8 protein-coding genes are annotated in these 12580 nt (G+C 69.1%); 7 read left to right on the top strand and 1 reads right to left on the bottom strand.

Annotated elements, in window-relative coordinates; all coding sequences use genetic code 11:
• The first annotated feature begins 30 nt into the window (after window positions 1-30).
• From ACFY1S_RS13575 to ACFY1S_RS13545, 7 genes are all read left to right on the top strand, one after another.
• Window positions 31-1506 carry a dihydrolipoyl dehydrogenase family protein gene (locus tag ACFY1S_RS13575; RefSeq protein ID WP_387116734.1) on the top strand — a complete coding sequence of 492 codons (1476 nt, stop codon included), beginning with the start codon at window positions 31-33 and terminating at the stop codon, window positions 1504-1506.
• 91 nt (window positions 1507-1597) lie between these two features.
• Window positions 1598-2602, top strand: coding sequence for a LacI family DNA-binding transcriptional regulator (locus ACFY1S_RS13570; protein WP_387116731.1), 1005 nt, complete (start codon window positions 1598-1600; stop codon window positions 2600-2602).
• 283 nt (window positions 2603-2885) lie between these two features.
• A complete protein-coding gene (locus ACFY1S_RS13565) occupies window positions 2886-4265 on the top strand; it encodes an ABC transporter substrate-binding protein (RefSeq protein ID WP_387116728.1) in 1380 nt (459 codons plus the stop codon).
• 77 nt (window positions 4266-4342) lie between these two features.
• Complete coding sequence (locus tag ACFY1S_RS13560) at window positions 4343-5299, top strand: carbohydrate ABC transporter permease (protein ID WP_387116725.1); 957 nt, start codon at window positions 4343-4345, stop codon at window positions 5297-5299.
• Window positions 5300-5312: 13 nt separating this feature from the next.
• On the top strand, window positions 5313-6200 hold the full coding sequence (locus ACFY1S_RS13555) for a carbohydrate ABC transporter permease (protein WP_387116722.1): 888 nt from the start codon (window positions 5313-5315) through the stop codon (window positions 6198-6200).
• A gap of 98 nt (window positions 6201-6298) precedes the next feature.
• On the top strand, window positions 6299-7948 hold the full coding sequence (locus tag ACFY1S_RS13550) for a glycoside hydrolase family 13 protein (protein ID WP_387116719.1): 1650 nt from the start codon (window positions 6299-6301) through the stop codon (window positions 7946-7948).
• Window positions 7949-8115: 167 nt separating this feature from the next.
• Entirely contained in the window at window positions 8116-11754 is a 3639-nt protein-coding gene (locus tag ACFY1S_RS13545; protein WP_387116716.1) for a discoidin domain-containing protein, read from the top strand.
• 1 nt (window position 11755) lies between these two features.
• Here ACFY1S_RS13545 and ACFY1S_RS13540 read toward each other — a convergent pair whose 3' ends face one another.
• The gene (locus tag ACFY1S_RS13540) at window positions 11756-12556 is read right to left on the bottom strand and encodes a crotonase/enoyl-CoA hydratase family protein (RefSeq protein WP_387116713.1); all 801 of its coding nucleotides are present in this window, start codon (window positions 12554-12556) and stop codon (window positions 11756-11758) included.
• Between the last annotated feature and the right edge of the window lie 24 nt (window positions 12557-12580).

Raw genomic sequence — 12580 nt, 5'->3', positions numbered from 1 at the left:
GGGGTGATGCCGCTGGGGGATGCTGTCAGGGTGGCGGAACCGGAGCTGGTGGATGTGGTCGTGGTGGGGCTCGGTGTCGGCGGCGAGGAGGTTGCCGGGCGTCTCGCCGAGGCGGGCCTGAGCGTCGTCGGTGTCGAACGGGACCTGGTCGGCGGGGAGTGCCCGTACTGGGGCTGCATCCCGAGCAAGATGATGATCAGGGCGGCCAACGCACTCGCCGAGGCACGCCGGGTCGACGGGCTGGCCGGGACGGCGCAGGTCCGCCCGGACTGGGCGCCGGTGGCCAAGCGCATCCGTGAGGAGGCCACCGACACCTGGGACGACACGGTGGCGGTGCGTCGGTTCACCGACCGGGGCGGCCGGTTCGTCAGGGGCAGTGGCCGGATCGACGGCCCGGGCCGGGTCCGCGTCGGTGACCAGGTGTTCCAGGCCCGCCACGGCATCGTGCTGGGCACCGGGACCCGTCCCTCGGTGCCGCCGATCGACGGGTTGGCCGACACCCCGTACTGGACCAACCACCAGGCGATCGAGGTCGAGCAGCTGCCGGCGTCGCTGCTGGTGCTGGGCGGCGGCGCCATCGGGCTGGAGCTGGCCCAGGTCTTCGCCCGCTTCGGCGTGCGGGTCACGGTGGTGGAGGCGCTGGAGCGGGTGCTGGCCCTGGAGGAGCCGGAGGCGTCCGAGGTCGCCGCCGCGGCGCTGCGCGCCGACGGCGTGGAGATCCACGCCGGGGTACGGGCCGAGCGGGTCGAGCACGACGGGAGCCGGTTCACCCTGCGGGGCGCCGGCGGGGCGGAGTTCACCGCCGATCAACTGCTTGTGGTGACCGGACGCCGCGCGCACCTGGACGAGCTGGGGTTGGACACGGTCGGGGTGGACGCCGGCCAGCGCTTCCTGCCGGTGGACGACCGGCTGCACGTCACCGACGGCATCTGGGCGGTGGGCGACGTGACAGGTGAGGGCGCGTTCACCCACATCGCCATGTACCAGGCGGCGATCGTGATCGCCGATGTCCTGGCGCATGCCCGGCTCGCGACGGCCGGGCCGGACGCCAGCGGGACCGCCAGTGTGGTCGGCGGCGCGATGGGCGCGTCGAGTTCACTGGCCGCCAGCGGTTCGAGCGGATCGGCGGGCAGTGTGCCGCGCGCCGACTACCGTGCGCTGCCCCGTGTGACGTTCACCGATCCCGAGGTCGGCGCGGTGGGGCTGACCGAGCGGCAGGCCCGCGACCGTGGCATCAATGTGCAGGTCGGCTACACGAAGCTGGGCAGCTCGACGCGCGGCTGGATCCACCAGGTCGGCGACGAGGGTTTCATCAAGGTGATCGCGGACGCCGACCAGGGCGTGCTGATCGGCGCGACCTCTGTCGGCCCGGCCGGTGGTGAAGTGCTCTCCGCGCTTGTGGTGGCGGTGCACGCGGCGGTACCGATCAGTCAGCTCCGGCACATGATCTACGCGTATCCGACGTTCCACAGGGCCATCGAGGACGCTCTGCGCGACCTGGGATGACGGTGACCCGCGCTCGACGCGGCAGATGGGCAGCAAATTCCGGCAGGATTGCTGTTCATTTCTTTCAGTCAGGTGACGTACCATTGCGCCCGTGACCAAGCGGTTGACTGAAGTTGCCAAGAAGGCGGGCGTCAGCGAGGCCACCGTCAGCCGGGTCCTCAACGGCCGCGACGGAGTCTCCGAGACGACCCGGACTGCGGTGCTGACCGCGCTCGACGTGCTCGGCTACGAGCGGCCGACCAAGCTGCGCGGCGAACGCGCCCGGCTGGTCGGGCTGGTGCTGCCCGAGTTGCAGAACCCGATCTTCCCGGCGTTGGCCGAGGTCGTCACCGGGACCCTCGCGCAGCGCGGCTACACCCCTGCTCTGTGCGCCCGGACCATCGGTGGTGTCTCCGAGATGGACTACGTGGAGATGCTCCTCGACCACCAGGTCTCCGGGGTGATCTTCGCCGGCGGTTCGTACGCGCTTGCCGACGCGCGGCACGACCACTACCGGCGGCTGACCGACAGGGGTCTTCCGGTGGTGTTGGTGAACGCGGGTGTGGACGAGCTGGGTTTCCCCCGCGTCTCCACCGACGACGCGGTGGCCGTCGAGCAGGCGTACGGGCACCTGCGCTCGCTCGGGCACGAACGGATCGGGATGGTGCTCGGCCCTGAGGGCCACGTGCCTTCCCGGCGCAAACTCGACGCGATGGTCCAGGCCGCCGGCTGGGACGAGGCCGACGCGGAGTGTGTCGAGCGCTCCAGCTTCTCGATGGAGGGGGCGCGGGTCGCCGCGACGAAGCTTGTCGAGCGGGGCGTCACCGGCATCATCTGTGCCAGCGACGTCCTGGCGTTGGGCACGATCCGCGCGGCCCGCCGGCTGGGTCGTACGGTGCCCACCGACGTGTCGGTGGTGGGCTTCGACGACTCCGCGTTCATGACCTGCACCGACCCGCCGCTGACCACCGTGCGGCAGCCGATCGAGACGATGGGGCAGGCCGCTGTGGATCTGCTCGTCACCCAGATCGAGGGTGCCGGCGTGCTGCACGACGAGCTGCTGTTCGAGCCGGAGCTCGTGGTGCGTGGCTCCACCGCTCCCGCACCCGGCCGCTAGGCCGCACCCGCACGACGCGCTCCGGGCCGTCGACCGCTTCCCGCGGTCGGCGGCCTTTTTGTGGTCCAAAACGGACCAAACCCAATGCAAGCGTAGAGCCTGTCGATATCTGTCGTAATGAAGTCGCGTCTTTTCAACACTAGGTCGACACCTTGCTGAAATGAGTCGGCCTCGTTACAGTGACTCCACTCACACCTGGCTCCGGCGCAGCTACAGGGCGTCAGGACGCATCACCGCAGATCAGCGAAACCCTGGAGACACCCGTTCCCGAAGGGATGGACAGATGTCCGTACCGCAATACCGAAAGGCTGCGGCGCTGGCGCTCGTGGCCGGCCTGGGGTTCAGCCTCACGGCGTGCTCCACGAAGAGCGGCGACAAGGACACGACCGCCGGCGGCAAGGTCACCATCACTGTCGACTGCCAGCCGGTCGGCGCCCAGAAAGAGCTGTTGAAGAACTGGAACGACGACGTCGTCGAGTTCCAGCGGCTGAACCCGGACATCGTCGTCAAGAGCGTGAGCGTCGGCGAACAGTGCAACAACCCGCCCGACTTCACCGCCCGCCTCGCCGGTGGCACCGTGACCGACATCTTCTACGGGTACATGACCGACGTCCAGCAGGTGCTCGACTCCGGCCAGGCGATGGACATCACCCAGTACGCCAACAAGGACAACATCCCCACCTGGGACAGCGTCGACCCGGCGCTCAAGGAGGTCTTCACCGACGGCGGCAAGCTCTACGCCGTCCCGGTGAAGAACTACTCGATGGGCCTGGTCTACAACAAGGTCCTGTTCCAGCAGGCCGGGCTCGACGTGAACAACCCGCCGAAGACCTGGGCGGACGTCCGGGCCGCCGCCAAGAAGATCTCCGCGCTGGGCAACGGCATCGCCGGGTACTCGGAGTACAGCGCCGGCAACACCGGCGGCTGGCACTTCACCTCGCTGCTCTACTCGCAGGGCGGGCGGGTGCTGACCGAGGACGGCAAGAAGGCCGACTTCAACAACGCCATGGGCAAGCAGGTCCTGCAGAACCTCAAGGACATGCGGTACGGCGACAACAGCATGGGTTCCCGTCAGCTCCTCCAGTGGGGTGACCTGCTGACGAACGCCGGCGCGGGCAAGGTGGGCATGTTCATCGGCGCGCCGGACGCCACCCAGGCGATCGTCAGCCAGTTCCAGGGCAAGTTCCAGGACTGGGCGATGAGCCCGCTGCCCGGCCAGGACGGCCCGGCCAAGGGGACGCTCGGTGGCGGCGAGGGCTACTTCTTCAAGAAGGACCTCACCCCGGAGCAGGTCAAGGCCGGCATGAAGTGGATCGCGTACCAGAAGCTGACCCCGGGCAAGGGCCAGTTCGACTACGTCCGGGCCAAGCCGCAGAACTACCCGGTGGGTCTGCCCCAGCCGCTGCTCTTCGCCAACGGCAGCGAGGCGCAGAAGCAGGAGCTGGAGCTGCGTAAGGCGAACGCGAACGTCGACACCGCCAACTTCGCGCTCTTCGAGGCGACCCCGGTGCCGATCAAGGGTGAGCCGCGCAACGCGCAGGCGATCTACGCGGTGCTCGACGCCGCGATGTCCGGGGTGCTGACGAACCCCAACGCCAACATCGACGCGCTGCTCAAGACCGCCGAGGAGAAGGTCAACCAGCTCCTCGCCGCGGAGAGCTGACCGATCGTGTGGGGGCCGGCACGCCGATCCGGCCCCCACACCGTCCACGCCGCACCGACTCACCCAGGAGAGTTGCCTTGGCGATCACCACCGTCCCGCAGATCCCTCGGAAAGCGGGCCGTCCGCCGTCGCCGTACCCGTCGGGGCCGCAGCGCACGAGCCTCGGCCGCAAGGTAAGGGACAACCTCACGGGTCACGCGTTCCTGATCGGCGCGGTGCTCTGCTTCGTCGTCTTCTCCTGGTACCCGATGGTGCGCGGCATCGTGATGAGCTTCCAGCGCACCCGGCGCGGCGAGACCACCTGGGTGGGCTGGGACAACTACACCCGCATCATCGCCGACCCCAGCTTCTGGCCCGCCTGGAAGAACACCTTCTACTTCACGGTGCTGGCGCTCGTGCTCGGGTACGCGGTGCCGTTCTTCGTGGCGATCCTGCTCAACGAGTTCCGCCACGCCAAGGGGTACCTGCGGATCCTGGTCTACCTGCCGGTGATGCTGCCGCCCGCCTCGGCGCTGTTCCTGTTCAAGTTCTACGCGTACGACCCCAGTGAGGCGGGGCTCTTCAACGCGATCCTCAAGGCGCTGCACCTGCCCACGTCGCAGTGGATGCAATCGCCCGAGATGACGATGCCCGCCATGGTGATCGCGTCCACCTGGATGAACATGGGTGGCGCCGTGCTGATCTACCTGGCGTCCCTCCAGAACATCCCGGGCGAGTTGTACGAGGCGGCCGAACTCGACGGCGCCGGGATCTGGCGGCGCATCCGCCACGTGACGATCCCGCAGACCCGGCTGATCCTCGCGCTGCTGGCGATGTTGCAGATCGTCGCCACGATGCAGCTCTTCATCGAGCCGCTGATCCTCGCCAACGGCGCGGGCGCGGAGGACTCCGCGACGTCCGTGGCGTACCTCATCTACCAGCACGGTTTCTTCCAGAACGATCTCAACGGCGCCGCGGCGCTCGGTGTGATCATGCTGTTGGTGCTGGCCGGCTTCTCCGCCGTCTACGTGCGGCTCACTGCGAAACAGGACTAGGACGGGGCGGGCAATGGCACAGGATTCCGGAACCCGGACCCTCATCTCGCACACGCAGATCAGCCGGGGGCGCGGCAAGGTCATCTACTGGACGCTGCTCACCGTCGTCGTCGTGGGCTTCACGCTTGTCTTCCTCGGGCCGCTCTACTGGATGGTCACCGGCGCGCTCAAGTCCGGCCAGGAGATCGCGCAGACGCCACCGTCGTTGTTCCCCAAGGATCCGCAGCCGCAGAACTACATCGACGCCTGGAACAATCTGGCGCTCGCCAAGCTGCTGTTCAACACCTTCTACTACGCGATGGGCGCGGTGCTGTTCCAACTCGTCCTCGACAGCGCGGCGGCCTACTCCCTGTCCAAGCTTCGGCCGGTCTTCGGCAACGTGATCCTCGGCCTCATGCTGGCCACGCTGATGATCCCGGCGATGGTGCTCATCGTCCCGCAGTACGTGACAGTGCTCGACCTGCCGATCCTGCACATCAACCTGCTCGACTCGCCGTTCGCCATCTGGCTGCCGCTTGTGGCCAACGCGTTCAACATCTTCCTGTTGAAGCGGTTCTTCGACTCGATTCCGGAGGAGTTGATGGCGGCCGCCCTCATCGACGGGGCGTCGTCACTGCGCACGCTGTGGTCGATCATCCTGCCGCTGTCGCGTCCCATCCTCGGCGTGGTCTCCATCTTCGCCGTCACGGCGGTCTGGAAGGACTTCCTCTGGCCGAAGCTGGTCATGCCCTCGCCGGAGACCCGGACGGTGAGCGTGGGCATCTACACCTTCGCCGGTGGCACGCCGATGAACGTGGTGATCGCCGCGTCGGTCATCGCCGCCATCCCGACGGTCATCATCTTCCTGATCTTCCAACGGAACATCATGTCCGGCCTGACCACGGGCAGCATCAAGGGGTAGCCAGCAGCGCGCCTCCCGCGGTGAACAACGACAGTTCGCCCGACACATATCCAGGTCCGGCGAAACCGCCGACGTACTGATCCAGAAAGCAGGTGCTCGTGTCCACAGCAGACAGTGGTCCGTGGTGGCGTGGAGCGGTTATCTACCAGGTGTATCCGCGTAGCTTCGCCGACGGAAACGGCGACGGAATCGGGGACATAGCCGGGATCCGGTCCCGGCTGGATCACCTGGCCGCGCTTGGCGTCGACGCCATCTGGTTCAGTCCCTGGTATCCGTCGCCGATGGCCGACGCCGGCTACGACGTGTCCGACTACCGCGACATCGACCCTGTCTTCGGCACGCTGGGCGAGGCGGAGGCACTGATCGCGGAGGCCCACGCGCTCGGCATCCGGACCATCGTCGACGTCGTACCCAACCACTGCTCCGACGCGCACCCGTGGTTCCAGGCGGCGCTCGCCGGCGGCCCGGGTGCGCCCGAACGGGACCTGTTCTGGTTCCGGCCCGGCCGAGGCCCGAACGGCGACCAGCGGCCCACCGACTGGATCGGCGAGTTCGGTGGCGAGACCTGGACCCGGACCACCAACCCGGACGGCACTCCCGGTGACTGGTACCTGCACCTGTTCGCGCCGCAGCAGCCGGACTTCAACTGGGACCACCCACGGGTACGCGCCGAATTCGAGGACATCCTGCGGTTCTGGTTCGACAGGGGCGTCGACGGCATCCGGATCGACTCGGCAGGTCTGCTCGTCAAGGACGGGACGCTGCCCGAGGTCCTGCCGGACCGGCCGCACCCGTTCCACGACCTCGACGGGGTGCACGACATCTACCGGGGCTGGCGGCGGGTGGCCGACGAGTACGCGGACCGGGCCCTGATCGGTGAGGTGTGGCTCCCGGACCGGCAGCGGTTCGCCAACTACCTGCGCCCGGACGAGCTGCACGCGGCGTTCAACTTCGACTTCCTCGGCTGCGCCTGGGACGCCTCGGCGCTGCGCGAGAGCATCGACGGGACGCTGAGCGCCCACGCGCCTGTCGGCGCGCCGGCCACCTGGGTGCTCTCCAACCACGACGTCACCCGGCACGTCACCCGCTACGGCCGGGCCGACACGACGTTCAGCTTCGCCGCGAAGCGCGAGGGGATCCCCACCGACCTGGAACTGGGCACTCGCCGGGCCCGCGCCGCCGCGTTGCTGTCGCTGTCGCTGCCCGGCGCCGCCTACGTCTACCAGGGCGAGGAGTTGGGCCTCTACGAGGTCGAGGACATCCCGTACGCGATGCGCCAGGACCCGATGTGGGAACGCTCCGGCCGCGTCGACCCCGGCCGCGACGGCTGCCGCGTACCGCTGCCGTGGACCGGCGACGAGCCGCCGTTCGGGTTCAGCCCCGAGGGTTCGCCCGCGCCGTGGCTGCCCCAACCCGCCGACTGGAAGGACCGCACGGCTCGGGCGCAGACCGGCGACGCCGCCTCGATGCTGGAGCTGTACCGGGCGGCCATCGCGATCCGCCGGGCCGAACCGGTCCTCGGCGACGGCGAGCTGAGCTGGCTGCCCGCCCCGGCCGGGGTGCTCGCGTTCAGTAGGGGCGAGGGCTTCCGCTGCCTGGTCAACCTCTCCGACGCGCCGGTGGCGATACCCGCCGACGCGCGGTTGCTGCTGGCCAGCGGGCCGCTCGACGACGGGCTGCTGCCGTCGGACACGGCCGTCTGGCTGCGTACCGCCGACACGCCCGCAGTGGATGCGGCCCTGACCTGACCCACCGCCGTGGTGCCGGCGGTCCCGTCCCGGCCGCCGGCACCACCCACCACCCGCGCGCCGCGCACGGAAGGAGGACCGAGGGGACACGCACCACGACGGGCATCCCCCGCACCCGTCGCCGGGCACCGCACCCACACCACCCCCGAAAGAGGTGTAGCGACCCCATGTCCAGAACAACTGTCACCAGACGAACCCGCAGATTGCTCGCCGGCACGCTCGCCGGCCTGCTCCTCGCCGCAGCCCCTGTCGTCACCCCCACGGCCGGCGCCGCATCCGCGGTCGACGCGTCCGCGACCCGGATGGCGCTGCTCGCCGGGGTGTCCGCCACCATGACCGCCAGCAGCTACAACCAGAACTACGTGGCGGGCAACGCCAACGACGGCAACGCGTCGACCTACTGGGAGAGCGCCAACAACGCCTTCCCGCAATGGATCCAAGCCGACCTGGGCGCCACGGTAAACGTCGACCGGGTGGTGCTCAAGCTGCCGCCCGCGTCGGACTGGCAGACCCGTACGCAGACGCTGTCGGTGCTCGGCTCCACGAACGGCTCGACCTTCACCACCCTGAAGGCGTCCGCCGGCTACACCTTCAACCCGGCCAGCGGCAACACCGCCACCGTCAGCTTCACCGCCGCCAGCACCCGCTACGTACGGGTGCAGGTCACGGGAAACACCGGCTGGCCGGCCGCGCAGTTCTCCGAGGTCGAGGTGTACGGCGCCAGCGGCAGCACGGACAGCCAGGCGCCGAGCGTCCCCGGCAACCTGGCCTACACCCAGCCCGCCAGCGGTCAGCTACGGCTCACCTGGTCGGCGTCCACCGACAACGTCGGGGTGACCGGCTACGACGTGTACGCCAACGGCGCACTGCGCGGAAGCGTCAGCGGCTCGACGCTCACGTACACCGACAGTCAGCCCGACAGCGCCACTGTCTCGTACTACGTCCGGGCCAAGGACGCGGCCGGCAACCAGTCGGCGAACAGCAACACGGTGACCCGGACCGGCACCGGCACCCCGCCGACCGGCACCAACCTGGCGGTCGGCAAGCCGATCACCGCCTCCGGGTACGTGCACACGTTCGTGGCTACCAACGCCAACGACAACAACGTGGCCACCTACTGGGAGGGCAACGGCAACCCGAGCACGCTCACCGTGCAGCTCGGCGCGAACGCCAGCCTCAGCCAGATCGTGCTGAAGCTCAACCCGGACTCGGCCTGGGGCACGCGTACCCAGAACATCACAGTCCAGGGCCGGGACCAGGGTTCGTCGAGCTTCACCACGCTGGTCGGCGCGGCGAACTACACCTTCAACCCGGGCAGCGGCAACACGGTGACCATCCCGGTCTCCGGCGCGGCGGCCGACGTACGGCTCTCGATCGCCTCGAACACCGGCGCTCCGGCCGGGCAGGTGGCCGAGTTCCAGGTCTTCGGCACCCCCGCGCCGAACCCGGACCTGACCGTGACCGGCATGTCGTTCAGCCCGTCCGCGCCCGTGGAGACCAGCAGCATCACCCTCTCCGCGACCGTCCGCAACGCCGGCTCGGCCGCCTCCGGCGCGACGAACGTCAACTTCTACCTGGGCTCCACCCGGGTCGGCACCGCGTCCGTCGGTGCCCTCGCGGCCGGCGCCTCGACCACCGTCAACGCCAGCATCGGCACCCGGGACGCGGGCAGCTACCCGCTCAGCGCGAAGGTCGACGAGTCGAACACGGTCGTCGAGCAGGACGACACGAACAACAGCTACACGAACCCGAGCCCGCTGGTGGTCAGCGCGGTCGCCAGCTCCGACCTGGTCGCCTCGGCGGTCGGCTGGTCGCCTGGCAACCCGTCGGCCGGCAACACGGTCACGTTCTCCGTGTCGCTCCGCAACGCCGGCAACCAGGCGTCCGCGTCCGGCGCGCACGGCATCACCCTCACCGTGCTCAACGAGTCCGGCACCGTGGTCCGTACCCTGACCGGCTCGTACTCCGGCGTGATCAACGCCGGTGCGACAGTCGGCCCGGTCAACCTGGGCACCTGGACCGCCGCGAACGGCAAGTACACCGTCCGGGTGGTGCTCGCCACCGACGCCAACGAGTTGCCGGTCAAGCAGGCCAACAACACGAGCGACCGGCCGCTCTTCGTCGGGCGCGGCGCCAACATGCCGTACGACATGTACGAGGCCGAGGACGGCGTCGTCGGCGGCGGCGCCAGCGTCGTCGGGCCGAACCGGGAGGTCGGCGACCTGGCCGGCGAGGCGTCCGGTCGACGGGCGGTGACCCTCAACTCGACAGGGAGCTACGTCGAGTTCACCACCCGGGCCAGCACCAACACGCTTGTCACCCGCTTCTCCATCCCGGACGCCCCGGGCGGCGGCGGGATCAACTCGACGCTCAACGTCTACGTCAACGGCACGTTCCACAAGGCCATCGACCTGACGTCCCGCTACGCCTGGCTGTACGGCAACGAGACCAGCCCGGGCAACTCGCCGAGCGCGGGCGGGCCCCGGCACATCTACGACGAAGCAAACGTCATGCTCAACTCGACAGTCCCGGCCGGCAGCAAGATCCGCCTCCAGAAGGACCCGGCCAACACCACCACGTACGCGATCGACTTCATCAACACCGAGCAGGTGGCGCCGATCGCCAACCCGGACCCGGCGCGCTACACCACGCCGAGCGGCTTCACCCACCAGGACGTGCAGGACGCCCTGGACCGGGTGCGGATGGACACCACAGGCAACCTCATCGGGGTGTACCTGCCGGCCGGCAACTACTCCACCTCGTCCAAGTTCCAGGTGTACGGCAAGGCGGTCCAGGTGACCGGCGCCGGCCCCTGGTACACCCGGTTCAACGCCCCGGCGGGCCAGGACAACACCGACATCGGCTTCCGGGCCGAGAACTCGGCGGCGAACTCCTCCTTCAAGAACTTCGCCTACTTCGGTAACTACACCTCGCGGATCGACGGTCCGGGCAAGGTGTTCGACTTCGCCAACGTGTCGAACATCGTGATCGACAACATCTGGAACGAGCACATGGTGTGCCTCTACTGGGGCGCGAACACCGACTACATGACGATCAAGAACTCCCGGATCCGCAACATGTTCGCCGACGGCATCAACATGACAAACGGGAGCACCAACAACCTGGTCAGCAACAACGACGCCCGGGCCACCGGCGACGACAGCTTCGCCCTGTTCTCGGCGATCGACGCGGGCGGCGCCGACATGCGGGACAACGTCTACGAGAACCTGACGTCGACGCTCACCTGGCGGGCCGCCGGTGTGGCCGTGTACGGCGGCTACGGCAACACGTTCCGCAACATCTACATCGCGGACACGCTCGTCTACTCCGGCATCACGATCAGCTCGCTCGACTTCGGCTACCCGATGAACGGCTTCGGCGCGAGCCCGCCCACCCGGTTCGAGAACATCTCGATCGTGCGTGCCGGTGGGCATTTCTGGGGCGCGCAGACCTTCCCTGCGATCTGGGTCTTCTCCGCCTCGAAGGTGTTCCAGGGCATCCGGGTCAGCGACGTCGACATCGTCGACCCGACCTACAGCGGCATCATGTTCCAGACCAACTACCTCAACGGGCAGCCGCAGTTCCCGATCACCGACACGGTGTTCACGAACATCTCCATCAGCGGGGCGCGCAAGAGCGGTGACGCCTACGACGCGAAGTCCGGCTTCGCGATCTGGGCGAACCCGATGCCGGAGACCGGCCAGGGGCCGGCCGTCGGCTCGGTCACCTTCAACAGCCTCCGGCTGAGCAACAACGCCGTGGACATCCAGAACACCACGTCGACCTTCACCATCAACCGCAACTGACTCACCCGGTAGCCGACGCCGTCGGGAGGCCCGACCCTCCCGGCGGCGTCGTGCCGTGCCGGCCCTCGCCCGCGACGAACCGGGCCGCGCCAGGCGCCGCGTCGGTGGCCAGCGACTCCATCCCGTACGCCAACTCGGCCGCCATGGCTTCGCCTTCTGGCCGGCCGGCGCCGGCCAGGACAGCCGCCCGGTCGTTACGCAGGCAGGTCTGCGGATGCCTGGCGATCGCCGCCGCCAACTCCTCGGCCGCGGCCCGCGCCTGGCCGGGCGGCACCAACCGGTTGACCAACCCCATCGAATACGCCTCGTCCGCCGGCACCGCACGGCCGGTGAGGATCAGGTCCATGGCGCGGCTCTCGCCGATCAGCCGGGGCAACCGGACCGTGCCGCCGTCGATCAGCGGCACCCCCCAGCGTCGGCAGAACACCCCCAACGTGGCGTCGGACTCGGCGACCCGCAGGTCACACCAGAGCGCCAGCTCCAGCCCGCCGGCCACCGTGTACCCGGAGATGGCGGCGATCACGGGTTTGCCCAGCGTCATCCGGGTCGGACCCATCGGGCCGTCCCCCTCGGGCTCGACGCGGTTGCCGCTCGGCGTGCCGATCGCCTTGAGGTCGGCGCCAGCGCAGAACGTGCCGCCGGCTCCCCACAGCACGGCCACCGAGGCATCCGGGTCGGCGTCGAAGGCGCGGAACGCGTCCGCGAGGGCCCGCGCGGTGGGCCCGTCGACCGCGTTGCGGGCCGCCGGGCGGTCCAGGATCACCGTCGTCACCGGTCCGGCGTGCTCCACCCGTACACCCATCGGCCCATGGTGCCCGCCGCAGAG

Origin of the sequence: Micromonospora sp. NPDC000663, from assembly GCF_042898105.1 — a bacterium.
In the GTDB taxonomy this organism is placed as follows: Bacteria; Actinomycetota; Actinomycetes; order Mycobacteriales; family Micromonosporaceae; genus Micromonospora.
Note: the sequence above shows the minus strand (reverse complement) of the source record. Positions and strands in the feature narration are given on the sequence as shown.